Source organism: Streptomyces sp. URMC 129, from assembly GCF_051386415.1.
In the GTDB taxonomy this organism is placed as follows: Bacteria; Actinomycetota; Actinomycetes; order Streptomycetales; family Streptomycetaceae; genus Streptomyces.
Genome location: NZ_JBPQTQ010000025.1, coordinates 1 through 24,530, shown reverse-complemented (window position 1 = coordinate 24,530; position 24,530 = coordinate 1). Strand labels below are relative to the sequence as shown.

The window sequence follows — 24,530 nt, the reverse complement described above, 5'->3', positions numbered from 1 at the left end:
GCTAGGAATTGAGATAGGTCAGAACCGCCAAGACCCGCCGGTGATCTGTGTCACTCTGCGCCAAGCCGAGTTTCATGAAGATGTTGCTTACGTGCTTTTCGACCGCTCCGTGACTCACAACGAGTTGTTGAGCGATGGCCGAGTTCGTTCGGCCCTCCGCCATCAGACCTAGGACTTCCCTTTCCCGTGGCGTGAGCCCCGCGAGCACGTCCTGCTTGCGGCTGCGTCCGAGCAACTGCGCGACGACCTCCGGGTCGAGCGCCGTGCCGCCCGTCGCCACCCGCGCCACCGCCTCCACGAACTCGCTGACGTCCGCCACCCGGTCCTTCAGCAGGTACCCCACGCCCCGGCTGGACCCCGCGATCAGCTCCGTCGCGTACTGCTCCTCCACATACTGCGACAGCACCAGCACCCCGAGATCCGGGTACCGCTGCCGCAGCAGCACGGCCGCCCGCACGCCTTCGTCCGTGTGCGTCGGCGGCATCCGCACGTCCGCCACCACCACGTCCGGCGGCTCGCCCCCGTCCGCCAGCTCCCGCACCGCCCTGATCAGTGCTTCTCCGTCCCCGACCCCGGCGACGACGTCGTGCCCCCGGTCGTTCAGCAGCCGGGTCAGCCCCTCCCGGAGCAGCACCGAGTCCTCGGCGATGACTACCCGCACGTTCCACTCCCCGTTCGCGATGGCAAGCTCCCGCGAGCAGGATCTCACCTCCGCGCCGCGTCAGGGGGCCGGACGGTCCCGCCAGGGGAGGGCCGCCGTGACCGTGGTCGGCCCGCCGGCCGGGGACTCGATCGCCAGCAGCCCGTCGACGGCGGCGAGGCGTTCGGCGAGCCCGGCCAGGCCCGATCCGGCCGTCGCGTCGGCGCCGCCCCGGCCGTCGTCGGTGACCTGGAGCATCAGCCGGTCACCCGCCCGCCACACGTCGACCCCCGCCCGCCGCGCACCGCTGTGCTTGCTGACGTTCTGCAGCAGCTCCGAGGCCGTGAAGTAGGCGATGCCCTCGATCGCCGGAGCCGGACGCGACCCGAGCTCCACCTCCACCACCACCGGCACCGCGCAGCGCGAGGCGACGGCGGACAGCGCGGGGCCGAGTCCCCGGTCGGTGAGGATCGCCGGATGGATGCCCCGCGCGAGATCGCGCAGCTCCTGGAGGGCGAGCTTGACCTCGCCGTGCGCCTCCTCCACCATCCGTGCCGCCGTCTCCGGGTCCTCGGTCAGCTTCTCCTTCGCCAGCCCCAGATCCATCGCCAGCGCCACCAGCCGCGCCTGCGCCCCGTCGTGCAGATCCCGCTCGATCCGCCGCAGATCCGCCGCCGAGGTATCCACCACCACCGACCGGTCCGACTCCAGCTGCCACATCCGCGTCGCCGCCGCCGACGGGCCCAGCAGACCGGACACCAGCAGCCGGTCCACCGCCGCCATGCCCCGGATCAGGGGCGCCGCGGCGATCAGCACCAGCATCCCCAGCACCACGGCCATGATCACCTCGAACGGCCCGTCCCAGATCCAGCCGCCGCCCTCGCCGTCGGTGTTGACGCCCACCCCCGGCTCCTCGGTGAACGCGGGGATCGTCCAGAACCACAGCGGGTACGTCAGCATCGACCAGCCCGCCGCCCACAGCGCCGTCACCACCGAGAACGTGCACACCCCCCACGGCAGGTGCAGCAGCGCGTACGCCGCCGACCGCCACGACACGTTGCTGCGGAGCATCGCGCCCGTCCACGCCAGCGGACCCCGGCTCCCCCCGCGCGTCCGCAGCGGCTCGGGTTCGGCCACGTCCAGCCCCAGCAGCGCCCGCGCCCTGATCCGCTCCAGCCGCCCGAACAGGCGCAGGACCAGCAGCACCACCGCCATCAGCGGCAGCCCGACGAACGTCACCAGCAGCCCGCCGCTGACCGACAGGCCGGTCACCGCGACGACGAACCCGATCAGCGCCATCGGCAGGTTGAGCAGCCCGTACAGACCCTCCCGCCAGAAGCGGGCGGTGAAGGGCAGGCGCAGCACGGTCATCGCGGGGTCCCTTCCGGGGCGTCGGCGGGCCCCGACGGACGGTCCCGCCAGGGCAGTTCGGCGGTGACGGTGGTCGGCCCGCCGGCGGGGGAGTGGATGCCGAGGAGGCCGTCAACGGCGGCGAGGCGTTCGGCGAGCCCGGCCAGGCCCGATCCGGCCGTCGCGTCGGCGCCGCCCCGGCCGTCGTCGGTGACCTGGAGCATCAGCCGGTCGCCCGCCCGCCACGCGTCCACCGAGGCGTGCGCGGCGCCGCTGTGCTTGCTGACGTTCTGCAGCAGCTCCGAGGCCGTGAAGTACGCGATGCCCTCGATCGCCGGGGCCGGGCGGGCGTCCAGCTCCACGGTCACCCGGACCGGCACCGCGCAGCGCGAGGCGACGGCGGACAGCGCGGGACCGAGTCCCCGGTCGGTGAGGATCGCCGGATGGATGCCCCGCGCGAGATCGCGCAGCTCCTGGAGGGCGAGCTTGACCTCGCCGTGCGCCTCCTCCACCATCCGTGCCGCCGTCTCCGGGTCCTCGGTCAGCTTCTCCTTCGCCAGCCCCAGATCCATCGCCAGCGCCACCAGCCGCGCCTGCGCCCCGTCGTGCAGATCCCGCTCGATCCGCCGCAGATCCGCCGCCGAGGTGTCCACCACCACCGACCGGTCCGACTCCAGCTCGGCGATCCGCCGCTCCAGTTCGTCCGACGGCGACAGCAGGCCGCGCACCAGGGCCCGGTCCACGTTGGTCATCCAGCGCGCCAGCCACGGCAGCGCCGGCCAGGCCACGAAGAGCGAGACGAACGTCACCCAGCAGGCCAGCGTTGTCCACGGCAGCCGCACCACGAAGAACAGCGCGGACCGCCACCCCACCGGATCCTTCAGCCCGGCCCACACCCACCCGAAGAAGCCCGCGCCCCGCCGCGCGCCGCGCAGCGGGCTCGGCTCGTCGATCGGCAGCCGCAGCAGCTCCCGGGCGCGGGCCCGCTCCCAGGCGCCGAGGCGGCGGCAGCCGAGCAGTCCGGCGGCCAGCACCGGCAGGCCGATCACCGTGACGGAGAGCAGCGCCCCGACGTAGATCCACACCACCACGTAGCAGAACGCGAGCAGGTCGAGCGGCCAGCCCGACAGGAGATACCCGCACTCCCGCCAGGTCTGGGCGCCCAGCGGGGCGCGCGGCGGCGGCAGCGGCGCGGGGGTTTCGGCGGCGATGGCGCTGGTCATGGCCCCAAGACTGCCCGGCGGCCACCACGGCCGCCATGGGGTGGGTCGGTCAACCGCGGTGGGGCTATCCCCACCCCCGCGACCTCGGGGAAGGCCCCCCTGACGTCCCCACGGTGGTCACAAGCGGCCCACCACCGCCTAGACTCCCGTGCAGTCAGTCCCCCTGTCCCCGGTCGGAGGCCGAAACGTGCCCGACTACTTCCACGGCTACGCGGTCGTCGGTCTGGTCGCGGTCGTCGGCGTGCTGTTCGTGGCCGTCGCGTTCGGCGCGAACCGGCTGCTGAGGCCCGTGATCCCCACACAGGAGAAGCTGCTGACGTACGAGTCGGGCGTCGACCCGGTCGGCGAGGGCTGGGCCCACACGCAGGTGCGGTTCTACGTCTACGCCTTCCTCTACGTGATCTTCGCCGTCGACTCCGTCTTCCTCTTCCCGTGGGCGACGGTCTTCGCGGCGGACGGCTTCGGCGGCACCACGCTGGTGGAGATGTTCGTCTTCCTGGGCTTCCTCGGCGTCGGGCTGCTGTACGTGTGGAAGAAGGGGGTCCTGACATGGACGTGAGGCCGGTGAAGCCGGCGCTGGGGCCGCTGGCGCGGCTGGCGCCCGAGCCGATGAAGGTGGTCCTCAACTGGGGCCGCCGCTACAGCCTGTGGGTGTTCAACTTCGGACTCGCCTGCTGCGCCATCGAGTTCATCGCGGCGTCGATGGCGCGGCACGACTTCATCCGGCTCGGTGTGATCCCGTTCGCGCCGGGCCCGCGCCAGGCCGACCTGATGGTCGTCGCCGGAACGGTCACCGACAAGATGGCGCCCGCCGTGAAGCGGCTCTACGAGCAGATGCCGGAGCCGAAGTACGTGATCTCGTTCGGCGCCTGCGCCAACTGCGGCGGCCCGTACTGGGACTCGTACGCCGTGACGAAGGGCGTCGACCAGATCATCCCCGTCGACGTCTACGTGCCCGGCTGCCCGCCCCGGCCCGAGGCGCTGATGCAGGGCATCCTCACCCTCCAGGAGAAGATCGCGGCCGAGTCGGTGCCCGAGCGGTACGCCGCCTCCCCGGCGGCCCTGACCAGCGGCCTCGTCACCCCGGACCGGGGGAGCGGGCGGTGACCGTCGGCTGGCTGCCGCGTCCCGCCGAGGACATCTTCGGGGAGGGTGCCCGGGCGTCGGAGGCGTACGACGTGCTGACCGTGGACGTGCCGCCGGCCGCGTGGGCCGGCGCGCTGCGGACGGCGCGCGACGAGCTGGGCTGCACGTTCTTCGACTGGCTGAGCGCGGTGGACGAGCCGGGCACCGGTTTCCTCGTCTGCGCCCACGTCGCCGCGCTCGGCACCCCGCCGCGCCGCCTGCTGCTGCGCACCACCGTGCCGCACGAGAACGCGGCGCTGCCGACCGTGACCGGCGTGTACGCGGGCGCGGCGTGGCACGAGCGGGAGACGCGGGAGATGTTCGGCATCGACTTCCCCGGCCACCCGGAGCTGATCCCGCTGCTGCTGCCGGAGAACTTCGAGGGACACCCGCTGCGCAAGGACTTCGTCCTGGCGGCCCGCGTGGCCAAGGCGTGGCCCGGCGCCAAGGAGCCCGGCGAACCGGCCCACGGCGGCCCCAAGCGCCGCCAGATGCTGCCCCCCGGCGTCCCCGACCCGAACGAATGGGGCCCGCTGAAGGGGCAGCTCCCCGAGGGCCCGGCCGCCTCCGCCGGGCCGGGGCCCGCGCGGCCCCGGCGCGGGGACGTGCCGTGGGACCAGGACGCCGGGAACGGCGACGAGGGGAGCCGGTGATGGATCTCCTCGACGTCGCGGCGCGGCTGGTCGCCGTGCTGCTGGCCTTCCTCGTCCTGCCGCTCCTCGTCGGGCAGGGCGAGCACAAGGTCATGGCCCACATGCAGGGCCGGGTCGGCCCGATGCACGCGGGCGGATTCCACGGCTGGGCCCAACTCGTCGCCGACGGCGTGAAGTTCGCGCAGAAGGAGGACATCGTCCCGGCCGGGGCCGACCGCCGGGTCTTCCGGCTCGCGCCCGCCGTCGCGCTCATCCCGTACCTGGTGGTGATGATCGCGATCCCGTTCGGGCCGGACGGGATGGTCGGCCAGGTCCTCGACGCCGGGATCTTCTTCGTCCTCGCCGTCCTCGGCGTCGGCGTCCTCGGCTCCCTGATGGGCGGCTGGGCCTCCGCCAACAAGTACTCGCTGCTCGGCGGCATGCGCACCGCCGCCCAGCTCATGGCGTACGAGCTGCCGCTCCTCCTCACCGCCGCCTCCGTCGCCATGGCCGCCGGCACCCTCAGCCTCACCGGCATCCTGGCCGCGTTCGAGTGGTGGTGGGTGCCCTGGCAGCTCGTCGGCGCCTTCGTCTTCTTCACCGCCGGGCTCGCCGAGCTGCAACGGCCGCCGTTCGACGCGCCGATCGCCAACGAGGAGATCGTCTTCGGTGCCTACACCGAGTACTCCGGCCTCCGCTTCGCCTTCTTCCTCCTCGCCGAGTACGCCGGCATCGTCGTCGTCTGCGCGCTGACCGCCGTCCTCTTCCTCGGCGGCTGGCACGGCCCCGCCGCCGACACGCTCGGCTGGCTGTGGATGCTGCTGAAGACCGGCGTCCTCGCCTTCCTCGTCATCTGGACCCGCGTGGCGTGGCCGCGGCTGCGCGCCGACCAGATCCAGAAGTTCGCCTGGACCGTGCTGGTGCCGCTCGCCCTCGCGCAGGTCGCCCTCACCGGAGTCGTCAGGGTGGTGATCGCATGAGCCCTCCCGTCCCGGGGTCCGGTCTCGTCAAGGGCCTGGCCGTCACGCTGCGCACCATGACGCGCCGCGCCGTGACGCGGCAGTACCCGGAGGTACAGCCCGAACTGCCGCCCCGCAGCCGGGGCGTGATCGCGCTGTTCGAGGAGAACTGCACGGTCTGCATGCTCTGCGCCCGTGAGTGCCCCGACTGGTGCATCTACATCGACTCCCACAAGGAGACCCTGCCCCCGGCCGCCCCCGGCGGGCGCGAGCGCAGCCGCAACGTCCTCGACCGGTTCGCCATCGACTTCTCGCTCTGCATGTACTGCGGGATCTGCGTCGAGGTCTGCCCGTTCGACGCGCTGTTCTGGTCCCCGGAGTTCGAGTACTCCGAGACCGACATCCACGAGCTGACCCACGAGCGGGACCGGCTGCGCCAGTGGATGTGGACCGTTCCCGAGCCGCCGCCGCTGGACCCGGCGGCCGAGGAGCCCAAGGAGATCGCCGCCGCCCGCAAGGCGGCGGAGCGCGCGGGGGAGGGGACGTGACCGGCGGCAACGGGTATCTCTCGCCGTCCGGACAGGAGATCGTCTTCGTCCTGACCGGCCTCGTCGTCCTCGGCGCCGCCGTGCTGTGCGTCACCACCAAGCAGCTCGTGCACGCCGCGCTCTGGCTGGTCGTCGCCCTCGGCGGGATCGCCGTCCAGTACCTGCTGCTCACCGCCGAGTTCGTGGCCTGGGTGCAGGTCCTGATCTACCTCGGGTCGGTCGTCGTCCTGCTGCTGTTCGGGCTGATGCTCACCAAGGCGCCCATCGGGCCGTCCGCCGACGCCGATTCGCGCAACCGCCCGGTCGCGCTCGTCGTGGCCCTCGCCGCCGCCGGCACCCTCGTCACCCTCGTCGTCGACGCGTTCCGCACCGCCTGGATCGACCTCGACACCCCGCACGGCGCCTCCGGGCCGGTGGGCGAGAGCCTGTTCCGCGTCTGGGTGCTGCCGTTCGAGGCGCTGTCCGTCCTGCTGCTCGCCGCCCTCGTCGGCGCCATCGTCCTGTCCCGCAAGGACGGCCCGTCCCGCGACGACGCCGCCGCGAAGGACGGTGAGCGCTGATGCACCTCGTCTACCCGGCCGTGCTGTCCGCGCTGCTGTTCTGCGTCGGCCTGTACGGCGTCCTGGCCCGGCGCAACGCCATCCTCGTGCTGATGTCGGTGGAGCTGATGCTCTCCGCCGTCGGCCTCAACCTGGTCGCGTTCGACGTGTGGCTGCGCGACGCCACCCACACCGGCCAGGTCTTCACGCTCTTCCTCATCGCCCTCGCCGCCGCGGAGATCGGCATCGGCCTCGCCATCGTGCTGCTCGTGCACCGACGCCGCGGCACCTCGGCCGTCGACCGGCTGACCGAGCTCCGGGAGAAGAACCCCGTCCCGTGAACACCACGACCGCCGCCGTCCTCGTCCCGCTGCTGCCCTTCGCCGCCGCGGCGCTGATCCTGCTCACCGGCCGGCGCGCCCCCGGGTTCACGCGCCCGCTGGCCGTGCTGCCCACGCTGTTCTCCGCCGGGCTCGCCGTCTTCGTGGCGCTGCGCCAGGGCGGCGACGAGCCGATCGACGCCGCCACCCGCCTCACCCGCACCGGGAACGAGGCGCTCCCCATCGAACTGGCCCTGCGCCTCGACGGGTTCGCCGTCCTCGTGGCCGTCCTGGTCACCGTCGTCGCCGGCTGCGTCCAGCTCTACTCCACCGGCTACATGCGCGGCGACCCGCGCTACCCGTCGTACGCCGCCCTCGTCTCCCTCTTCACCGCCGCGATGCTGCTCGTCGTCTACACCGACGACCTGATCGTGCTGCTGACCGGCTGGGAGGTCATGGGCATCGCCTCCTACTTCCTGGTCGGCCACTACTGGGAGACGTCGGCCGCCCGCGCCGCGTCGCTGAAGGCGTTCCTGGTCACCAAGCTCGGCGACGTGCCGTTCCTGATCGGCATCCTGGTCCTGGCCGGCGACGCGGGCACGTTCCGGATCAGCGCCGTCGCCCACCACGCGGCGCGCGACCTCGCGCACCCGACGCTCGTGGCGCTGCTGCTGCTCGCCGGGGTGGCCGGCAAGTCGGCGCAGGTGCCGCTGCACACCTGGCTGCCCGACGCGATGGCCGGCCCGACGCCCGTCTCCGCGCTCATCCACGCCGCCACCATGGTCGCCGCGGGCGTCTACCTGATCGCCCGGCTGCTGCCCGTGTTCGCCGCCTCGGCCGCCGCGCTCGCCGTCCTGGCCGTCATGGCCGCGCTCACCATGCTGGGGTCGGCGCTCGCCGCGCTCGCCCAGGACGACGTCAAACGGATACTGGCGTACTCCACCATCGGCCAGCTGGGCTACATGACGGGCGCGCTGGCCGTCGCGGACCGCGGGGCGGCCGTCTTCCACCTCCTCACCCACGGCGCGTTCAAGGCGCTCCTCTTCCTCACCGCCGGGGTGCTCATCCACACCGCGGGCACCGGCTCGCTGACCGCCATGTCGCGGCTGCGGGCGCTGAAGCGGCGGGCGCCCGACGCGTTCTGGGCGATGACGATCGGGCTGCTCGCGCTGGCCGCCGTGCCGCCGTTCTCCGGGTTCTTCTCCAAGGAGGCCGTCCTCGGCGCCGCCGAGCACGCCGCGCTGGAACCGGGCCACGGCGTCCCGGCCGCCGCGGGCTGGATCGTGCTCGTCGCGGGCCTGGCCACCGCCCTGGTCACCGCGGCCTACGCGGCCCGGCTGTGGCTGGTCGTCTTCCACGACCCGGCCGGCGCGCGCGAGGAGCCGGTGCCCGTCGGGGAGGGCGCGAGCCCGGTGATGTCCGCCGTGCTGTGGCTGCTGGCGCTGCCCGCCCTGGCGCTCGGCCTGGCCTACCGGGAGCTGCCCGGCTGGTTCGACGGCGGGTCCCTCGCCCCGTCCGCGCTCACCTCGCTGCTGGCGACGGGCGCCGCGCTGCTCGGCGGGCTGGCGGCGTGGGCGGGCTGGCGGCGGGCGTACGAGGGCGACGGGCCGGTCGACCCGGCGCCGGTGCTGCTCGGCCCGCTGCACCGGCACGCCGCCGCCGGGTTCCACCTCGACGCCGTCTACGCGGCGGCGTTCGTCCGGCCGGTCCGGGCCGCCGCCACGCTGGTGCGCTTCCTCGACGCCGCCGTCATCGACACCTACGTGCGCGGCGCCGCCGCCGGGACCGGCCTGCTCGGCACCCTCACCCGCCGCGCCCAGACCGGCAACGTCCAGACGTACCTGAGCGCGCTGGCCGCCGGGGCCCTCGTCCTGGCCGTCGCCGCCGTCCTCGTCGTCACGGGGAAGTGACCGCCCATGATCACCCTGAACGACACCGCGACGCGACTGCTGCTGGTCGCCGTCGTCGTCCTGCCGCTGCTGGGCGCGGTGGCCGCACTGCTGCCCGCGCCGCCCGGCCTGCGCGGCCGGCACGGCCCCGACCGCGACGTGCTGCGGCACGGCGTCACGGTCTCCGGGGTCGTGCTGGCGGCCACCCTGGTGCTGGCCGCCGCGTTCGACCACGACGACCCCGGGCGGATCCAGGCCGAGACCGACGCGAGCTGGATCCCTGCGCTCGGCGTCCGGCTGCACCTCGGCGTGGACGGCATCTCGCTGCCGCTGCTGGTGCTGACCGCGCTGCTGACGTTCCTGTGCGCCCTGCACAGCTACTTCCGGCCGCCGGACGGCCCGCGGCCCGCCGCCTTCGTGGCGCTGCTGCTCCTGCTGGAGGCCGGGACGCTGGCCACCTTCGCCGTGCTCGACCTGGTGCTGTTCTTCCTGGCCTTCGAGACGGTGCTCGTCCCGATGTACTTCCTCATCGCCCGCTGGGGCGGCGCCGGACGGACGGCGGCGGCGTGGAAGTTCGTGCTGTACACGGTGCTCGGCTCGGTGGTGATGCTGCTGGGCCTGCTGCTGATCGGCGTCCAGGCCGGCACGTTCGACATGGTGGCCCTGGCGGCGGCGCACGGCGAGGGGCTCACGCACACCACGCAGCTCCTGGCCGTCCTGGCGCTCGGCATCGGGTTCGCCGTCAAGACGCCGATGTGGCCGCTGCACAGCTGGCTGCCGGACGCGCACACCGCGGCGCCCACCACCGGCTCGGTGCTGCTGGCCGGGGTGCTGCTGAAGATGGGCACCTACGGCCTGGTCCGCATCGCGCTGCCGGTGGCGCCGGAGGGCATGGAGACCTTCGCGCCCTACCTCGGCGCCTTCGCCGCGGCGGGCATCGTCTACGGCTCGCTCGCCTGCCTCTCTCTCGTCCGGGAGGGCGCGGGCGGTGACCTGAAGCGGCTGATCGCGTACTCCTCGGTCGGCCACATGGGCTTCGTGCTGCTGGGCGTGGCCACCCTCACCCCGACCGGGGTCAACGGCGCGCTGTTCGCCAACATCGCGCACGGCCTGATCACCGGGCTGCTGTTCTTCCTGGTCGGCGCCCTGAAGGAGCGGACCGGCTCCACCGACCTCGACTGGCTGGCGGGGGCGGGCGGCGCCGCGCTCTACGGACGGTCGCCGCGGTTCGGCGGGCTGCTGGCGTTCGCCGCCGTCGCCTCCCTCGGGCTGCCGGGGCTGGCCGGGTTCTGGGGCGAACTGCTCGCGATGCTCGGCGCGTTCGACCCGGCCGACGGGCTCAGCCGGCCCGCGTTCCTCACCTACCTCGCGGTCGCCGCGTTCGGCACGCTGCTGACGGCCGCGTACCTGCTGCTGGTCGTCCGCCGCGTCTGCATGGGCGACAGCCCGGCCCCCGGCAGCGACCTGCCCGACCTGCGCGGCTACGAGTACGCCGCCTACGCGCCGCTGGCCGCGCTCACCGTCCTCGCCGGGCTGTGGCCCGCCGTGCTGCTCGACCTCACCGATCCCGCCGTGCAGAGCCTCCTGCCGGGAGTCGTCCCATGAACCTCGTCCAGACCGTCGACTGGGCGGTCATCGCGCCCCCGGTGATCGCCGCCGTCGCCGCCGTCGCGGTGCTCGTCGCCGACCTGTTCCTGCCCGCCGCCCGCAAGGCGTGGCTCGGCCGGGGCGCGGCGGCGGCGCTGGCGCTGGCCGCGCTCGCCCTGCTGCCGCTGCGCGACGGCGACCGGGCCACGTTCTGCCTGCCGGACGACCCGGGGATGTGCAGCTACGCGGCGGACCGTTTCGCCGTGATCGTGCAGCTCCTGGTGCTCGGCGGCGCGTTCCTCACCGCCCTGCTGTCCATCCCGGAGACCGAGGACGGCGAGGTGCCGGGCGGGGAGTTCTGGTTCCTGCTGCTGTCCTCGGCGGCCGGGGCGGCGCTGCTGCCCGCCGCCCGTGACCTGGCCACGCTGATCATCGCGCTGGAGGTCACCACCCTCCCGGCGTACGCGCTGGTCGGGCTGCGCCGCGGCGGCGGCTCGGCCGGTCCCGAGGCGGCGCTGAAGTTCTTCCTGTCGTCCGTCACCGCCACGGCCGTCGCGCTGCTCGGCGTCGGCTTCGTCTACGCGGGCGCCGGGAGCCTGTACCTGGAGGGGATCGCGGAGGGGCTGCCGGCGGCGGATCCGAGGCTCGCCACGCTCATCGAGGTGGGGGTGGCGCTCACCCTGGTCGCCTTCGCGTTCAAGGCGGCGGCGGTGCCGTTCCACTTCTGGGTGCCGGAGACGTACGTCGGGGCCCCGCTGCCGGTGGCCGGCTATCTGTCGGTGGTCGGCAAGACCGCGGGCCTGGCCGGGCTGATCCTCGTCACCGCCGTCGCCTTCCCCGGCTACGGGGACCTGTGGGGGCCGGTGGCCGGCGTGCTGGCCGGGCTCACCATGACGGCGGGGAACGTGGCCGCGCTGCGCACCGATCCGGCGGCGCCGCACAGCGCGGTGCGGCTGCTGGCCTGGTCCTCCATCGGGCAGGCGGGCTATCTGCTGGTGCCGGTCGCCGCGTCGGCGTACGCGGCGGACACCGTCGGCACGGCCGTGGCGTACGCCCTGATGTACGGCGTGGTCAACCTCGGCGCGTTCGCGGTGGTGGCGTACGTGGCGCGGCAGCGGGCGGCCGACCGGCTCGCGGACTACCGGGGGCTGTACGCCCGGCAGCCGGCCGCCGCGCTGGCGCTGGCGTTCTTCCTGCTCTGCCTGGCCGGGCTGCCGCCGGGGATCATCGGGCTCTTCGCGAAGGTGGCGGTCTTCACCACGGCCGTCGACGCCGACCTCGGCGTGCTGGCCGTGGTCATGGCGGTCAATGTGGTCATCGCCCTGTACTACTACCTGCGCTGGACGGCCTACCTGTTCCGGCGGCCCGAGGCCGGGGCCGAGACCGGGCCCGAGGCCGGGGCCGGGCCCTCGACCGGGGCCGTGGCGGCCGGGGCCAGGACGGGCGCCCGGTGGCCCGCGCCGCCGCTGACCGGCGCGATCGGCCTGGCCGCCCTCGCGGGCGTCGTCCTGTCCGGAGCCCCGCAGATCATCCTCACTTTCGCCTCGGGAGCGCTGCTCTAGGGCCGACTCGTGGGGAGCCCGCGGGGAACGGAATTCCCTCATATGGCGTTGTGCACATCGGGAGTGTCCACTGTTAGTGGAGAAACTCCGACATCCGGATCCTTCCGGACACCCCCACTGCGCTACCTGGAGGGCACACCGTGCACCGCCGGCACAACGGACTGAGGACCGCCGCCCTGCTCGGCGGCATGTCCGCGCTGATCCTGATCATCGGCAGCTTCTTCGGCCGGACCGGGCTGGTCGTCGCCCTGCTGATCGCGCTCGGGACCAACGGCTACGCCTACTGGAACAGCGACAAGCTGGCCCTGCGCTCCATGCGCGCCCGGCCGGTCGGCGAGTTCGAGGCCCCCGAGCTGTACCGGATGGTCCGGGAGCTGGCCGGGCAGGCCCGGCAGCCGATGCCCCGGCTGTACATCTCCCCGACCGAGGCCCCCAACGCCTTCGCCACCGGCCGCAATCCGCGCAACGCGGCCGTCTGCTGCACCGAGGGCGTCCTGCGCCTGCTGAACGAGCGCGAGCTGCGCGGCGTCATCGGCCACGAGCTGAGCCACGTGTACAACCGGGACATCCTCATCGCGTCGGTCGCCGGCGCCATGGCGTCCGTGGTGATGTTCCTGGTCAACTTCGCGTGGCTCATCCCGTTCGGCCGCGACGACGAGGAGGGGCCCGGCATCTTCGGGATGCTGCTGATCCTCATCCTCGGCCCCGTCGCCGCCTCGCTGATCCAGCTCGCCGTCAGCCGCTCCCGCGAGTTCGAGGCGGACGCGTCCGGCGCCCAGCTCACCGGGGACCCGATGGCCCTGGCCAGCGCCCTGCGGAAGCTGGAGGCGGGCACCCAGGCCCGCCCGCTGCGGCCGGAGCCGCAGCTGGAGACGGCCAGCCACATGATGATCGCCAACCCGTTCCGCAGGGGCGAGGGGCTGGCCCGGATGTTCTCGACGCATCCGCCGATGGCCGAGCGCGTCGCGCGGCTGGAACGCATGGCGGGCGGCCGGCCCTGAGGCCATGCTGAAGGCGTGAAGACACTTCTCAATCTCGTCTGGCTGATCTTCTCCGGCCTGTGGATAGCCCTGGGCTACGCGGTCGCCGGCCTGATCTGCTTCGTCCTGATCGTCACGATCCCCTTCGGCATCGCCTGCTTCCGCATCGCGGGCTATGCGCTGTGGCCCTTCGGCTACACGGTCACCGAGCGCCGGGACGCGGGTGCCGCGTCCGGGGTGGGCAACGTCATCTGGCTGATCGTCGCCGGCCTGTGGATCACTCTCGGCCATATCGTGGCGGGGATCGGCTTCTGCCTGACCGTCATCGGCATCCCGTTCGGCATCGCGCACTTCAAGATGATCCCGGTCTCGCTGATGCCCCTGGGCCGCGAAATCGTCCCGACGAGCGACCCCTACCCGCGCTACCGCTGGTCCTGAACCACGGCCCGGTCAGGGCCCGGCCGGGGCCCTACTCGGCCCTGGCCGCCGCCCGGCGTTCGCGGACGATCCGGACACCCTCGTGGATCCCGGCGAGGGCCAGGGCCAGGCCGAGGCCGAGCAGGACGCCGCGCAGCGGGTTCTTCTCGAACGCCGCGCCGCCGATGAAGCCGATCATCGCGGAGTAGACCGCCCAGCTCACGGCCGCGATCGCGTCATAGGCGGAGAAGTACCGCAGCGGATACTTGGTGGCGCCGGTCGTCAGCGTGGCGGCCGTCCGGCCGCCCGGGATGTAGCGGGCGATGATCAGCATCAGGCCGCCGCGCTTGTCCAGCATCTCCCCGACCCGGTCGTACGCCTTCCGGGTCCGGCCCCCCGGTTTCAGTCGCGCGTAGACGCGATCGCCCGACTTCCGGCCTATGAAGTAGGAGATGTGATCCCCGGCGAAGGCGCCGAGGGCCGCCACGACGATGATGAGGGCCAGGTTCGGATTGCCGTCCGCCGCCGCGAAGACCCCCAGGGTGACCACCAGGGTCTCGCTGGGCACCACGGGGAAGAAGCCGTCGAGTTTTGCGACGGCGAAGAGAGCCACGTACACCCAGGGGGTGGCGATGAACCCTTCGATCGCGTCGAGGATCGCGTTATCCACGGGCCAAGCCTAAACCGCCGGTCTCACAGCCAGCCGTTGCGCCTGAATCCGCGGTGGAGCAGGAAGCAGGAGACGAGGATCACGGCCCACACGAGCGCGTAGCCGTAGGTCCAGCCCAGCTCCGGCATGTGCTCGAAGTTCATGCCGTAGACGCCGCACACCATGGTCGGCACGGCGATGATCGCCGCCCAGGCGGTGATCTTGCGCATGTCCTCGTTCTGGGCCACCGTCACCTGGGCCAGGTTGGCCTGAAGAATCGAGTCGATGAGCGAATCGAAGCCGGAGATCTGGTCGCTGACCCGCGACAGATGGTCCGCCACGTCCCGGAAGTACCGCCGGATGTCCGGGTCGATCATCGGCAGCCCGTTGTCCGAGAGCTGCTGCAGCGGCCGGTCCAGCGGCGCCACCGCCCGCTTCAGCTCCATCAGTTCGCGCTTGAGCTGGTAGATCTGTCCGGGGTCGCCGCCGCGCCCGGGGATGTCGGCGAAGACCGCCAGCTCCACCTCGTCGATGTCGTCCCTGACCGCCTCGGAGACGTCGAGGTAGTGGTCCACGACATGGTCGGCGATGGCGTGCAGCACGGCGGACGGACCCTTCGCCAGGTGGGCGGGATTCGCCTCCAGCTGCTCCCGGAGCGGGCCGAGCGAGCCGTGCCCGCCGTGCCGGACGGTGACCACGAAGTCCCTGCCGGTGAAGATCATGATCTCGCCGGTCTCCACCACCTCGCTGGTGGCGGTGAGTTGGGCGTGCTCCACATAGCGGACGGTCTTCAGCACCATGAACAGCGTGTCGTCGTACCGGTCGAGCTTGGGCCGCTGGTGCGCGTGGATCGCGTCCTCCACGGCCAGCGGATGCAGCCCGAACAGATCCGCGATCCCCGCGAACTCCTCCTCGTCCGGCTCGTGCAGCCCGATCCACACGAACCCGCGCCCCGGCCGCCTGCGCACATAGGACAGGGCGTCCTCGGGCGACCGGTGACCGTCCTGGCGGACCCCGTTGCGGTAGGCCGCGCAGTTGACGACGGCGGTGCCCAGCGGCGACCGGGCGGGGTGGCTCAGGTCCACCTTCCGGGCCGGCACGGTCTCCGTGCGCCCCAGGGGGTGCTGAATGGCCTTGCGAAGGTTGCGCATGACGGACACGGGGCCTCCTGAGATCAGCGCCAGTCTACGAAGCACGTCGCTCCAGCGTCTGACCTGGGAAGGCCACTTCATGCGTGCCATCGGCGCCGCCCGGCCGCCCGTGCCGGACCGTCAGCCGCCGCTGATCGCCACCCCCACCACCGTCCCGGTGATGATCGCCGTCAGCGCCGCGTCGGCCGCGTCGAGCACCCGGCGCACCGCCGGCGCCGCCCACTGCCCGCGCGCCACCTCGGCCATGGTCCTCTCCACCGCCCGCCGGTCGGCGTCGGGGAAGACCAGCCGGTGCAGCTTCGCGCCGTGGAGTAGCGCCAGCAGGGCGGCGGTGCGCTCGTCGGGCGCCTGCCCGCCGAGCACCGCGGCGTCCAGCCGCTCCCGCAGCGCCGCCTCCACCGAGCCGTCCGCCTCCGGGTACCGGCGCACCGGGAACAGGCCCAGCACCTTCCTGACCTCCTCCCGCACCAGACCGCGCTCCTTCAGACCGTCACTCGCCCCGTTCACCGCGCCCTTCATCAGGTGGCGCATCCAGGGGCCGGTCTTCCCCGGCTTTTCCCATCCGGCGATCTCCGCGAGCTGCGTGTCGAGATACGGGACACCGATCGGTGCCGGGTCCCGGACGGTGACCACGTCGTCCGTCACGTCGATCCGTCCCGCGAGGGCCAGCTCCACCAGCGACGCGGCGGCGATCGCCCACGCCACCCTCGTCGATTCCCGCTCGGCTCCCGACTCGTCGTCCAGCGACAGCAGGAGAAGCTGCTCTCCCAGCGTGATGTCCATTCCTGACGGCTCCCCTCTGGTCATGTGGCGCAAACGCCACCGCATATGCCGGTCCGTGTGTGTGGTGCGGGCAGGCCGCGCTCAGGCACGCCGCAGCACCTGGGCGAGCCGTACCCGTTTGCCGGTGTTCAGGATCGACCGGTTGTAGACGACGCCACCGGCCCAGGCCACGGCCGCCGTCGCCAGCAACAGGATCATCGCGGGCACGACGACGTCGACCGGGTCCGCCACGTCGGCGGCCATGCGCATCGGGACGATGATGGCGGAGAATGGCGGTACGTAGCTGAGCGCGGCGAGCCAGCCGGCGCCGATGTCCTGAAGCCCGATCACGGCCGCCACCAGCGCCGCCGAGTTCACCAGCTGGAGCGGAACGGTCAGCCCGGACAGCTCCTCCTGCCGGGAGACCAGCGAGCCGACCGCGCCGTAGAGGAAGCCGTAGAAGAGGAAGCCCAGCAGATACCAGGCGAGGCTCGCCGCCGCCACCCGGGTGAGGGTGGACTCGATGGCGAGCGTCCCGGCGACCGCCGCCGTGGCGACCCCGGCCGCCGCCACCGCGAGGAGCTGCACCAGGCCGACCGCGCCGATGCCGAGCACCTTGCCGACGAGCAGCGGGGTCGGCCGCACCTTGGCCAGCAGGATCTCGATGACCCGGGTGCTCTTCTCCTCGACCACCCCCTGGGCGACGGACCCCCCGGCCCCGATGATCTGGGTGAACAGCATCATCGACACCACGTAGGCCAGCACCACGCGCTGGGTGTCGCCCGTGTCGTCCTCCAGGAACGCCACCTCGGGCGGCCGGACGCCGGCGGCGATCGCCTCGACGTCCGCGCCCTGCCGCCGCAGCTCGTCGACGAGGGCCTGCTGCTCCAGGCGGGCGGCGAGGGTGTCCGCGAGCGCCTCGTCGGACTTCTGCCCCAGGGTGATCCGCAGCCCGGCGGCCGAGCCGGAGCCGTCGCCGGTGACCGTGCCGGTGACCTCGCCGTCGTCCAGCAGGCGCCGCGCCTCGGCGGCGTCGGCGGCCTCCCGCACGGTGAACCGTTCGCCCGGCGCGTCCTCGTCCGCGAGGGCCTGCCGCTGGGTCTGCGACAGGCCGGTGACCGCGACGGTCGCCTCGCCGTCGCCGTCGAGGAAGCCCGGCAGCAGGGCGAGGATGGCGACGATCACCATGGTGATGAGGGTGCCGGCGATCCAGCCGGCCGAGAGCAGCCGGGTCCGCAGCTCGCGCCCGGCCACCAGACGGACCGACACGGCCGCGGGCAGCGCGTCCGGCGTCGCCGTGTCGCCGGAGGGGGCGCCGGAGGGGGAGTCAGTCCGCGTCATCGTCGCTCACCTTGTCGCTCGCCTCGTCGTTCCCCAGGCCGTCCACCACGTCCCGGTACAGGTCGGTCAGGCTGGGCCGCACGGGCGTGAACTCCCGCAGCGGGCCCGCCTTCCCGGCCGCGGCCAGCAGCTCCTGGTCCCGCGCCGGCCCGGTTTCGACGACGCAGCCGCCGTCGCGCCACTCCAGCTCGGTCACTCCGGGCAGGCCGCCCGCCCAGCCGGGGCGGAGCCCGTCCGCGGCGATCCGGTACCGGACGGGCCCGCCGGAGCGCAGCTCCGCCACCGGCCCGTCGGCCACGATCCGGCCGGCCGAGATGATCACCACCTGATCGCACAGCCGTTCCACGAGGTCGAGCTGATGGCTGGAGAACAGCACCGGCCTGCCCCGCGCCGCCTGTTCCCTCAGCACCTCGCTCATCACCCCGACCGCCGACGGGTCCAGGCCCGAGAACGGCTCGTCCAGCAGGAGCAGCAGCGGATCGTGCAGCAGGGCCGCCGCCAGTTGCACCCGCTGCTGGTTGCCCAGGCTCAGCTCCGACAGCCGCGCCCGCCCGGCCCCGGCGAGCCCGAGGCGGTCGGCCCAGCGCCGCGCCGCCGCCGCGGCCCCGGCCGGGGAGTGGCCGCTGAGCCGGCCCAGATAGGCCAGTTGCTCCAGGACGCGCATCCGGGGGTACAGGCCGCGCTCCTCCGGCATGTAGCCGATGCGGCGGCGCGCGGCGGAGTCGAGGGGACGGCCGTCCCAGCGGACCGCGCCGCCGTCGAGGGCGGTCAGGCCCATGACGATGCGCATCGTGGTGCTCTTGCCCGCGCCGTTGTTGCCGACGAAGCCGACGATCCGGCCGGCCGGGACCGTGAAGCTCACCCCGTCCAGCGCCCGTTTCTCCCCGAACGCCTTGTCCACGCCGTCGATCTCCAGGCCGGGGGCGGCCGTGCCGGGGGCCGTCGCCGCGGCGCTCACCGGCCGCTCACCGGCTTGCGGTAGACCGCGACCAGCATCGCGCCGTCCTCCGTGTACGGGGTGCCGCCCCAGTCGGAGAAGCGGTGCGTGGCCACGAGCCCGGCGTCGGCGGCGTAGGCGTCGATCTCCTCGGCGGTGGTCAGGCGCAGGTGCTCGCTGCCGACGCGGAACGTGCCCGCGCTCATCAGGACCTGCGAGGTGTGCCACTCCGCCTTGGCCTCGTCCAGGAACCAGGAGCTGAGCACCCCGGTGTCCGGCTCCGGGTACGGCACGAAGAACGAGACGACGGGCCGGCCGGCGGCCAGCGCCAGCACCCGGGGCACGTTGTGCGTCTCGATCACCAGGTGCCCGCCGGGCGCCAGGTGCCGGGCGGCGGCGCGTACGGCCCGGCGCTGGTCGTCGGCGTCGGTGACCAGCAGCAGGGTGCTGCACACGCAGTAGACGAGGTCGAAGACCCGGTCCCCGGCGAGCGGGGCGAGGTCGCAGATGTCGGCCTCGACGGCCTCCACGTCCGCCTCCGCGGCGCGCGCCGCCGCGCGCAGCCGGTCCAGCATCTCGGGGGAGGCGTCCACGCCGGTGACCCGCCCGGCGCGCCGGGCCAGCGGGATCGCGATCCGGCCCGTCCCGGCGCCGAGTTCGAGGGCGGGGCCCCGGCCGCCCGGCAGCAGGGTGGTCAGGGCCTGCGCGATCGCGTCGGCCGCGTCGCCGGCCGGGAAGAGCCGGTCGTAGAAGTGCGCGAACTGGCGGCCGTACTCGGTGGCGCGCGCGGGAATCGTGCCGGTCATACGGGCTCCGGTTCGGGGACGAGCGGAATGAACGGCGAGACGAAGGAGAACTGCGGCTCCTCGGAGTGGTCGTGGCCGCTGTAGCGGACCACGAGGAACTGGAACCCCGAGACGTCCGGGGCGTTCTCCCGGGCGGCCGTCTCCCGCAGGTGCCGGCGCACGAAGTTGCGCAGCAGCCGGTACCCGGGCGCCTCGGCGACCTTGGCCGACTTGGCCCCGACCAGTCCCGTCAGCTCGCTGCAGACGTCGAAGATCGCCTTCTCCTGGCGCCGCCCGGGGAACCACACCATGTGCGTCCAGTTCCGCCGGACGACCTCCGACGCCGCCTGCCACGGGGACTCCTCCCCGGCGGCGGAGATGGTCCGGTAGAGCAGGTGGAAGTCGTGCCGGGCGGGCTGCGGCGCGAAGAAGCGCCAGTTGGGGATGAGCAGCCCGACCCGGTCGTAGAAACGGAACTTGTCGAACACCTGGTGCGGGTGCTGGCTGAGCAGCGTCATCACCAGCCAGGCCGCGAAGCCCGCCTCCACGGAACGGGCCACCGCCTTGCGCGTGTCCATCAGCTCCTCCCTTCCCCGGCCGGGGCGGCGGCCGGAACAGCGGCCGGGGCAGCCGCCGGTCCGGCCGGCAGACCGGCCACGAAGGCGTCGGTCAGGGCCGCGATCCGCCGCGCGGGCACCTCGTTGAACAACAGCTCGTCATGGGTGGCGTCCTCGATCAGTGCCAGCGTCCCGGCCGGGGAGGCGGCCACGAACTCCCCGTGCAGCTCCGCCTGGACCGGGTCCCGCTGGTGCGTCACCGCGGCGGCGACCAGGCACAGCGGGACGCCGACCGGCGGCGTGGACCCGTCGTGGTTCAGGAAGTCCGCGTAGACCCCGCGCCACTCGCGGGCGCCGGCGCTCCACAGCTTTCCGTCGCGGTAGTGGTCCAGCGCCAGCCGCCGCTCCTCCTCCGGCAGCATGTCCACCCACGGCGGGCGGCGCAGCAGCAGGCCGAGTCCGCAGTGCAGGGAGAGCGGCATGAGGGTGAGCGCGAAGGAGAACGCCTCGGCGCCCAGCGCCTGGGACCTGGAGCGCAGCAGCTCCGCCGGGTGGCTGGGGTCGATGAGCACCGCGCCGGTCACGACGTCGCGCAGCGGGCCCAGCGCCCGGACCGCGATGTACCCGCCGAGCGAGTGCCCGAGGAGCACCACCGGCCGGTCACCGCACACGTGCCGCACCAGGTCGGCGAGGTCCGCCGCCGCGCCCGCCACGGTGAACGGCTGCGTCCGGCGGTAGGCGCCGCGCCCGTAGCCCGCGCGGTTGTACGTGAGCAGCGGGTGCCGGCCGGCCAGCGCCCGGCGCAGCCACGCCCAGTGCTCCGCGGTGGACAGCAGCCCCGCCTCGCACACCAGCACCGGCCCCCCGGCGGGGGCGTCCGGGCCGGACGGCTCGGTGAACTCGTACGCGACCACGTTGCCGGAGCCGGTCTCGAAGAGCCGCTCGCCCGGCTTGCCGCGCAGCACCCGGCGCCGCCGCAGCACCCGGGCGGCCACGCCCACGGCGGCGGTCGCCGCCAGCGCGCCCCCGGCCGCGCGAGGCAGCGTGTCGCTCCGGCCGGCGACGACGGCGCTCACCGCGTCACCTCCGGGGTGCCCGGGCGCCCCTGCGCCGCGTACAGAACGGCGGGGTAGGTGGCGACGAAGGCCGTCAGGAACCGGCCCAGGCCCATCACCCGCGCGTTGACCAGGTGGAACGAGCCGGTCGCCGCCAGGACGGCCGGGGCGAACCGGCCCCTGGCCAGGAACAGCGCGGGGAAGCCGCACTCCAGGGCGAGCACCGCGTGCGCCACCGCCCGCGACGCCCCCGGGTGGCGGGAGACCAGGCGGTAGAACCCCTCGTCGCCGTACGTCTCGGTGCGCACGATGCCCGGCAGCGCCTCGCCGGACCGCCACACCGGGCTGAGCAGCTTGACCCAGCCGGAGACGGCGTAGGACATGGTCGACTGGAGCGCCACGTACCACAGGGCGGCGTCCACGATCCGCGGGTCGCGCTGGCCGAGCCGCGCGGTCAGCGCCGCGGTCTGCACGACGAACGAGACCTGGTCGGAGCCGTCGGTGCCGTAGCTGTGCCGGGGGTAGGTCGCCATGGAGGTGAGGGCGAGGAAGCCGTTGGCGGCGGCGCGGTGGGCCCGGTGGGTGCCGGGCACCAGCAGCGAGGCGGCGGCCACCGCCCGCGCGCCGTGCAGGAGGCGCGTGGTGCGGCGGTCCGCGACCGCGTCGAGGAGCTTCTTGAGCCCGGGCACGCGGGGCGCGTAGTTGTCGCGGGCGATGTCCCAGTCGTTGAGGCCGCCCTCGCGGCGGTCCCGGTCGCGGACGAGGAGTTCGAGGCTGCTGACGAGATGGGTGGTGGCGCTGATCTGCTCGGCGAGGGTGAGCGCGCGGTCCCGTCCGATGCGCGGCGGGGAGCAGACCTTGCCGGCGAGTGCGGCGGCGCGGGAGGCGATGGAGGCAAGCGTCACTGGTCGCACGTTCCTGTCGGGAGTTCTGCCTGTCGGGTGAGGGCCGGTGAGGGCCGGTGGGAGCCGGTGGGGGCCGTGGGCCGGTGAGGCCGCCCGGCCCGTGCCGGGCGGCCTCGTCTCGGTCGTCGGTCCGACGCCCTCAGCCGAACAGGGCGTCACCCACCGCGATGCCGCCGGTGAAGGCGGCGACGCCGAGGGTCACGCTGTTCAGGGTCGGGGTGACGGTGACGGCGGCCGGGGTGGCGAGCACGGGAGCCTGCCCGTTCGCCCACTCGACCTCGGTGATCCCGCTGGGGATCGCGCTGAATTCGACGCTGGCGTTCACCTTGGTGACGACGGCGGACATGCTGGGCCTTCCTTCCCTCAGTCGTTCACGGTGTAGGTGATGCCGACGCCGGTCGCGAACAGGCCGCCGCCGATGATGTAGCCCGTCGCCGGGCACACGGTGGTGATCGTCGCGAGCACCGGAATGCCCGCCGACATGTCCTTGGCCTCGGCGAGATCCGAAGCCACCGAGCGCAGCTCCTCACTCGCATTCACCTTGTTCAGCAAGGTGCTCATTCGCCCCTCCTCCGAAAAGCAGTCACTGCGATTCACTGGATCTTCACGCGAGTAAAAGCGCGGCGAAGGAAATGAGCCGATGGTCGTCATCCGCCCCCCTGGCACACAACTCGCGGAAGTTCCCCGGACAAATCGTTGACGGCAAAGGAGAGACATAGCCATCCCCTGGCCGGGGGAGAGCGCGCCCGTTCGCCTCCCACGGTTGGGGGATGCTCTGGCCTGCGGGAATCGGACAGATTTCCGGAATGAGGGCGTCACGGGACCATAACGAAAAGAGGACTCCGGTGGTACGCCCGGACCGGACGGCGGACCATGAATCAGGGCGCTTCCGCACGTCCGGAAATCAGGTGGGGATCGTGATACGCGTTTTGATCGTCGATGACGAGCCGTTAGCGCGGTCCGCACTGCAAACCCTGCTCGGAACCGACGCCGGGCTCCGCGTCGTCGGCCAGTCCTCCGGCCGCGACGCCGTCCCGCTCGCCCGCACCACCCGCCCCGACGTCGTGCTGCTGGACATCCGGATGCCGGACGCCGACGGCATCACGGTGCTGCGCGGCCTGCGCGCCCTGCCCGCGCCGCCCGCCGTGCTGATGATGACCAGCATCGCCACCGACGACGACGTCCTGCGCGCCTTCGCCGCCGGCGCCTGCGGCTATCTGCTCAAGGACGCCTCCGTCGAGGAGCTGACCTCCGCCGTCCGCAAGGCCCGCGCCGGGGTCGGCGTCGTCTCCGACCACGTCGCCCCCGCCGTCATCGCCGGCTACCGCGCCCACGCGGCCCGCTCCGCCGGCAGCCAGGCCGCCCGCCACCTGGCCGAGGCGCTGACCGCGCGGGAGCGCGACGTCCTGCGGCTCCTCGGCGGCGGCCTGTCCAACCGCGAGATCGCCGAGCGGCTCATCGTCAGCCCGGAGACCATCAAGACCCACCTGACCGGCGTCTTCGCCAAGCTCGGCACCAGCAACCGGGTCCGGGCCGCCCTGATCGCCGAGCGGATCGGGCTGCTCGAAGACCGCCCATGACCGGGCCGAGCCGCCCGAGCGCCCGGGTCACCGACACCTGCGTGCTGCTCCTGGGCGGCCTCGACGTCCTCCGCCAGGTCGTCACCTCGCCGGACGGGCTCCTGGCCTGGCGGCTGGCCGTGTCCGTCACCGCCGTCGCCGCGCTGCTGCTGCGCAGGCGCTGCCCGGTCGTCACGCTGATCGTCGTCCTGCCCGGACTCGCCCTGGCCGGCACCTGGTTCGCCACGGCCATCGCCCTCTACCAGGTCGCCCTGCGCCGCCCGGCGACCGTGGCCGCCGGCTGCGCGGCCGTCACGGTCGTGGTGTCGGCCGCCGCCGTCCTGGCCGCCGGCCACGGCCGGGCCGGCGCCGGCGCCGTGCCGGTGGTGCTCGCCGACCTCACCGCGATCGCCGCCGCCCCCGTCGCCCTCGGCCTGCTGGTCGCCGCGCTCCGCGCCCAGGAACACCGCCGCACCGAGGAACGCACCTCGCTGGCACAGGAGTTGCACGACTCCGTCGGTCACGCCGCCAGCCTGATCGCCCTGCGCGCCGCCGCGCTCGGCGCCGGTACCCAGGACCCGGCGGTCGCCCGCGAGGCGGCGGCGATCCGTTCGCTCAGCAGCCAGGCCCTGGACGAGATGCGCAGGCTGACCGGCGCCCTGCGGGTCAGCGCCGCCCCGGTGTCCGCCCCCGGCCTGAGCGAGCTGCCCGGACTGATCGCACGCGCCGGCCACGTCACGCACAGCCGCGTCGCCGTCGGCCGGCCCGACCGGTGGCCCGCCGCGACCCAGGCCGCCGCGTTCCGCGTGGTGCAGGAGGCACTGACGAACGCCGCGCGCCACGCGCCCGGCGCCTGGGTCCACGTCGACGTCGGCTCGGTGGACGACGACACCTGCCTGGTCGTCGAGGTCCGCAACGGCCCGCCCACCCGTCCACCGGCCCCGGAACGCGGCGGCAGCGGCCTGACCGGCCTGCGCGACCGCGTCGCCGCCCTCGGCGGCACCCTGCGCGCCGCCCCCACCCCCGACGGCGGCTACCTGCTGCGCGCCGCCTTCCCC

The 24,530-nt window shown here is 73.5% G+C and carries 28 protein-coding genes; 14 read left to right on the top strand and 14 right to left on the bottom strand.

Features of this window, described 5'->3' with window-relative positions; all coding sequences use genetic code 11:
• Nucleotide 1: 1 nt before the first annotated feature.
• The 3 genes from ACSNOC_RS07860 to ACSNOC_RS07850 are packed head-to-tail and all read right to left on the bottom strand — an operon-like array spanning nucleotide 2 to nucleotide 3,213.
• The gene (locus ACSNOC_RS07860; RefSeq protein WP_436746543.1) at nucleotides 2-661 is read right to left on the bottom strand and encodes a response regulator transcription factor; all 660 of its coding nucleotides are present in this window, start codon (nucleotides 659-661) and stop codon (nucleotides 2-4) included.
• A 60-nt stretch (nucleotides 662-721) separates the two neighbouring features.
• Nucleotides 722-2,011 (bottom strand): sensor histidine kinase, encoded by a 1,290-nt coding sequence (locus tag ACSNOC_RS07855; protein ID WP_436746542.1) that lies wholly within the window; start codon nucleotides 2,009-2,011, stop codon nucleotides 722-724.
• Nucleotides 2,008-3,213 carry a sensor histidine kinase gene (locus tag ACSNOC_RS07850; RefSeq protein ID WP_436746541.1) on the bottom strand — a complete coding sequence of 402 codons (1,206 nt, stop codon included), beginning with the start codon at nucleotides 3,211-3,213 and terminating at the stop codon, nucleotides 2,008-2,010. Before ACSNOC_RS07850 ends, ACSNOC_RS07855 begins: the two co-directional genes overlap by 4 nt.
• 187 nt (nucleotides 3,214-3,400) lie before the next feature.
• Between ACSNOC_RS07850 and ACSNOC_RS07845 the strand changes: the two genes are divergently transcribed.
• The 12 genes from ACSNOC_RS07845 (at nucleotide 3,401) to ACSNOC_RS07790 (ending at nucleotide 13,792) form a co-directional block, all read left to right on the top strand.
• Nucleotides 3,401-3,772 (top strand): NADH-quinone oxidoreductase subunit A, encoded by a 372-nt coding sequence (locus tag ACSNOC_RS07845; protein ID WP_436746540.1) that lies wholly within the window; start codon nucleotides 3,401-3,403, stop codon nucleotides 3,770-3,772.
• Entirely contained in the window at nucleotides 3,763-4,320 is a 558-nt protein-coding gene (locus ACSNOC_RS07840) for an NADH-quinone oxidoreductase subunit B (protein WP_436746539.1), read from the top strand. Before ACSNOC_RS07845 ends, ACSNOC_RS07840 begins: the two co-directional genes overlap by 10 nt.
• Nucleotides 4,317-4,991 (top strand): NADH-quinone oxidoreductase subunit C, encoded by a 675-nt coding sequence (locus ACSNOC_RS07835; RefSeq protein WP_436746538.1) that lies wholly within the window; start codon nucleotides 4,317-4,319, stop codon nucleotides 4,989-4,991. The genes ACSNOC_RS07840 and ACSNOC_RS07835 overlap by 4 nt, the downstream gene beginning before the upstream one ends.
• Nucleotides 4,991-5,950, top strand: coding sequence for a complex I subunit 1/NuoH family protein (locus ACSNOC_RS07830; protein ID WP_436746537.1), 960 nt, complete (start codon nucleotides 4,991-4,993; stop codon nucleotides 5,948-5,950). The genes ACSNOC_RS07835 and ACSNOC_RS07830 overlap by 1 nt, the downstream gene beginning before the upstream one ends.
• Nucleotides 5,947-6,477 (top strand): NuoI/complex I 23 kDa subunit family protein, encoded by a 531-nt coding sequence (locus tag ACSNOC_RS07825; protein ID WP_436746536.1) that lies wholly within the window; start codon nucleotides 5,947-5,949, stop codon nucleotides 6,475-6,477. Before ACSNOC_RS07830 ends, ACSNOC_RS07825 begins: the two co-directional genes overlap by 4 nt.
• A complete protein-coding gene (locus tag ACSNOC_RS07820) occupies nucleotides 6,474-7,037 on the top strand; it encodes an NADH-quinone oxidoreductase subunit J family protein (RefSeq protein ID WP_436746535.1) in 564 nt (187 codons plus the stop codon). Before ACSNOC_RS07825 ends, ACSNOC_RS07820 begins: the two co-directional genes overlap by 4 nt.
• Nucleotides 7,037-7,357 carry an NADH-quinone oxidoreductase subunit NuoK gene (gene nuoK, locus ACSNOC_RS07815; protein WP_436746534.1) on the top strand — a complete coding sequence of 107 codons (321 nt, stop codon included), beginning with the start codon at nucleotides 7,037-7,039 and terminating at the stop codon, nucleotides 7,355-7,357. The genes ACSNOC_RS07820 and nuoK overlap by 1 nt, the downstream gene beginning before the upstream one ends.
• Nucleotides 7,354-9,246, top strand: a complete 1,893-nt coding sequence (locus ACSNOC_RS07810; protein ID WP_436746533.1) for an NADH-quinone oxidoreductase subunit 5 family protein — start codon at nucleotides 7,354-7,356, stop codon at nucleotides 9,244-9,246. The genes nuoK and ACSNOC_RS07810 overlap by 4 nt, the downstream gene beginning before the upstream one ends.
• Before the next feature lie 6 nt (nucleotides 9,247-9,252).
• On the top strand, nucleotides 9,253-10,830 hold the full coding sequence (locus tag ACSNOC_RS07805) for a complex I subunit 4 family protein (RefSeq protein WP_436746532.1): 1,578 nt from the start codon (nucleotides 9,253-9,255) through the stop codon (nucleotides 10,828-10,830).
• Nucleotides 10,827-12,374 (top strand): NADH-quinone oxidoreductase subunit N, encoded by a 1,548-nt coding sequence (locus ACSNOC_RS07800; RefSeq protein WP_436746531.1) that lies wholly within the window; start codon nucleotides 10,827-10,829, stop codon nucleotides 12,372-12,374. Before ACSNOC_RS07805 ends, ACSNOC_RS07800 begins: the two co-directional genes overlap by 4 nt.
• A 140-nt stretch (nucleotides 12,375-12,514) precedes the next feature.
• On the top strand, nucleotides 12,515-13,375 hold the full coding sequence (gene htpX / locus ACSNOC_RS07795; RefSeq protein WP_436746530.1) for a zinc metalloprotease HtpX: 861 nt from the start codon (nucleotides 12,515-12,517) through the stop codon (nucleotides 13,373-13,375).
• Nucleotides 13,376-13,390: 15 nt separating this feature from the next.
• On the top strand, nucleotides 13,391-13,792 hold the full coding sequence (locus ACSNOC_RS07790) for a YccF domain-containing protein (RefSeq protein ID WP_436746529.1): 402 nt from the start codon (nucleotides 13,391-13,393) through the stop codon (nucleotides 13,790-13,792).
• A gap of 31 nt (nucleotides 13,793-13,823) precedes the next feature.
• On the opposite strand, the gene ACSNOC_RS07785 is transcribed toward ACSNOC_RS07790, so the two are convergent.
• The 11 genes from ACSNOC_RS07785 to ACSNOC_RS07735 form a co-directional block, all read right to left on the bottom strand.
• The gene (locus ACSNOC_RS07785; RefSeq protein ID WP_436746528.1) at nucleotides 13,824-14,441 is read right to left on the bottom strand and encodes a DedA family protein; all 618 of its coding nucleotides are present in this window, start codon (nucleotides 14,439-14,441) and stop codon (nucleotides 13,824-13,826) included.
• A gap of 23 nt (nucleotides 14,442-14,464) precedes the next feature.
• Nucleotides 14,465-15,571, bottom strand: coding sequence for a magnesium and cobalt transport protein CorA (locus ACSNOC_RS07780; protein ID WP_436746567.1), 1,107 nt, complete (start codon nucleotides 15,569-15,571; stop codon nucleotides 14,465-14,467).
• A 120-nt stretch (nucleotides 15,572-15,691) separates the two neighbouring features.
• Complete coding sequence (locus tag ACSNOC_RS07775; protein ID WP_436746527.1) at nucleotides 15,692-16,354, bottom strand: GOLPH3/VPS74 family protein; 663 nt, start codon at nucleotides 16,352-16,354, stop codon at nucleotides 15,692-15,694.
• 81 nt (nucleotides 16,355-16,435) lie between these two features.
• Entirely contained in the window at nucleotides 16,436-17,674 is a 1,239-nt protein-coding gene (locus ACSNOC_RS07770; protein ID WP_436746526.1) for an ABC transporter permease, read from the bottom strand.
• Nucleotides 17,661-18,632 carry an ABC transporter ATP-binding protein gene (locus ACSNOC_RS07765; protein WP_436746525.1) on the bottom strand — a complete coding sequence of 324 codons (972 nt, stop codon included), beginning with the start codon at nucleotides 18,630-18,632 and terminating at the stop codon, nucleotides 17,661-17,663. Before ACSNOC_RS07765 ends, ACSNOC_RS07770 begins: the two co-directional genes overlap by 14 nt.
• The gene (locus ACSNOC_RS07760) at nucleotides 18,629-19,417 is read right to left on the bottom strand and encodes a class I SAM-dependent methyltransferase (RefSeq protein ID WP_436746524.1); all 789 of its coding nucleotides are present in this window, start codon (nucleotides 19,415-19,417) and stop codon (nucleotides 18,629-18,631) included. The genes ACSNOC_RS07765 and ACSNOC_RS07760 overlap by 4 nt, the downstream gene beginning before the upstream one ends.
• On the bottom strand, nucleotides 19,414-19,974 hold the full coding sequence (locus tag ACSNOC_RS07755) for a hypothetical protein (protein ID WP_436746523.1): 561 nt from the start codon (nucleotides 19,972-19,974) through the stop codon (nucleotides 19,414-19,416). The genes ACSNOC_RS07760 and ACSNOC_RS07755 overlap by 4 nt, the downstream gene beginning before the upstream one ends.
• The gene (locus ACSNOC_RS07750; RefSeq protein WP_436746522.1) at nucleotides 19,974-21,029 is read right to left on the bottom strand and encodes an alpha/beta fold hydrolase; all 1,056 of its coding nucleotides are present in this window, start codon (nucleotides 21,027-21,029) and stop codon (nucleotides 19,974-19,976) included. The genes ACSNOC_RS07755 and ACSNOC_RS07750 overlap by 1 nt, the downstream gene beginning before the upstream one ends.
• Nucleotides 21,026-21,913 (bottom strand): hypothetical protein, encoded by an 888-nt coding sequence (locus tag ACSNOC_RS07745; protein WP_436746521.1) that lies wholly within the window; start codon nucleotides 21,911-21,913, stop codon nucleotides 21,026-21,028. The genes ACSNOC_RS07750 and ACSNOC_RS07745 overlap by 4 nt, the downstream gene beginning before the upstream one ends.
• 139 nt (nucleotides 21,914-22,052) lie before the next feature.
• The gene (locus ACSNOC_RS07740) at nucleotides 22,053-22,259 is read right to left on the bottom strand and encodes a hypothetical protein (protein ID WP_436746520.1); all 207 of its coding nucleotides are present in this window, start codon (nucleotides 22,257-22,259) and stop codon (nucleotides 22,053-22,055) included.
• A gap of 17 nt (nucleotides 22,260-22,276) precedes the next feature.
• Nucleotides 22,277-22,474: a hypothetical protein gene (locus tag ACSNOC_RS07735; protein WP_436746519.1), complete on the bottom strand. Its 198-nt coding sequence runs from the start codon at nucleotides 22,472-22,474 to the stop codon at nucleotides 22,277-22,279.
• A 356-nt stretch (nucleotides 22,475-22,830) separates the two neighbouring features.
• Between ACSNOC_RS07735 and ACSNOC_RS07730 the strand changes: the two genes are divergently transcribed.
• Complete coding sequence (locus tag ACSNOC_RS07730; RefSeq protein WP_436746518.1) at nucleotides 22,831-23,493, top strand: response regulator; 663 nt, start codon at nucleotides 22,831-22,833, stop codon at nucleotides 23,491-23,493.
• The coding region (locus ACSNOC_RS07725; RefSeq protein WP_436746517.1) for a sensor histidine kinase at nucleotides 23,490-24,530 on the top strand (1,041 nt) is incomplete at its 3' end. The genes ACSNOC_RS07730 and ACSNOC_RS07725, both read left to right, overlap by 4 nt.

Excerpts from the sequence above, each read along its gene's own strand:
- nuoK (WP_436746534.1), top strand. The coding sequence starts at position 7,037 with ATGCACCTCGTCTACCCGGCCGTGCTGTCCGCGCTGCTGTTCTGCGTC.
- ACSNOC_RS07735 (WP_436746519.1), bottom strand. The coding sequence starts at position 22,474 with ATGAGCACCTTGCTGAACAAGGTGAATGCGAGTGAGGAGCTGCGCTCG.
- ACSNOC_RS07850 (WP_436746541.1), bottom strand. The coding sequence starts at position 3,213 with ATGACCAGCGCCATCGCCGCCGAAACCCCCGCGCCGCTGCCGCCGCCG.
- ACSNOC_RS07800 (WP_436746531.1), top strand. The coding sequence starts at position 10,827 with ATGAACCTCGTCCAGACCGTCGACTGGGCGGTCATCGCGCCCCCGGTG.
- ACSNOC_RS07825 (WP_436746536.1), top strand. The coding sequence starts at position 5,947 with ATGAGCCCTCCCGTCCCGGGGTCCGGTCTCGTCAAGGGCCTGGCCGTC.
- ACSNOC_RS07770 (WP_436746526.1), bottom strand. The coding sequence starts at position 17,674 with ATGACGCGGACTGACTCCCCCTCCGGCGCCCCCTCCGGCGACACGGCG.
- ACSNOC_RS07780 (WP_436746567.1), bottom strand. The coding sequence starts at position 15,571 with ATGCGCAACCTTCGCAAGGCCATTCAGCACCCCCTGGGGCGCACGGAG.
- ACSNOC_RS07855 (WP_436746542.1), bottom strand. The coding sequence starts at position 2,011 with ATGACCGTGCTGCGCCTGCCCTTCACCGCCCGCTTCTGGCGGGAGGGT.
- ACSNOC_RS07830 (WP_436746537.1), top strand. The coding sequence starts at position 4,991 with ATGGATCTCCTCGACGTCGCGGCGCGGCTGGTCGCCGTGCTGCTGGCC.
- ACSNOC_RS07760 (WP_436746524.1), bottom strand. The coding sequence starts at position 19,417 with ATGACCGGCACGATTCCCGCGCGCGCCACCGAGTACGGCCGCCAGTTC.
- ACSNOC_RS07805 (WP_436746532.1), top strand. The coding sequence starts at position 9,253 with ATGATCACCCTGAACGACACCGCGACGCGACTGCTGCTGGTCGCCGTC.
- ACSNOC_RS07755 (WP_436746523.1), bottom strand. The coding sequence starts at position 19,974 with ATGGACACGCGCAAGGCGGTGGCCCGTTCCGTGGAGGCGGGCTTCGCG.
- ACSNOC_RS07840 (WP_436746539.1), top strand. The coding sequence starts at position 3,763 with ATGGACGTGAGGCCGGTGAAGCCGGCGCTGGGGCCGCTGGCGCGGCTG.
- ACSNOC_RS07740 (WP_436746520.1), bottom strand. The coding sequence starts at position 22,259 with ATGTCCGCCGTCGTCACCAAGGTGAACGCCAGCGTCGAATTCAGCGCG.
- ACSNOC_RS07775 (WP_436746527.1), bottom strand. The coding sequence starts at position 16,354 with ATGGACATCACGCTGGGAGAGCAGCTTCTCCTGCTGTCGCTGGACGAC.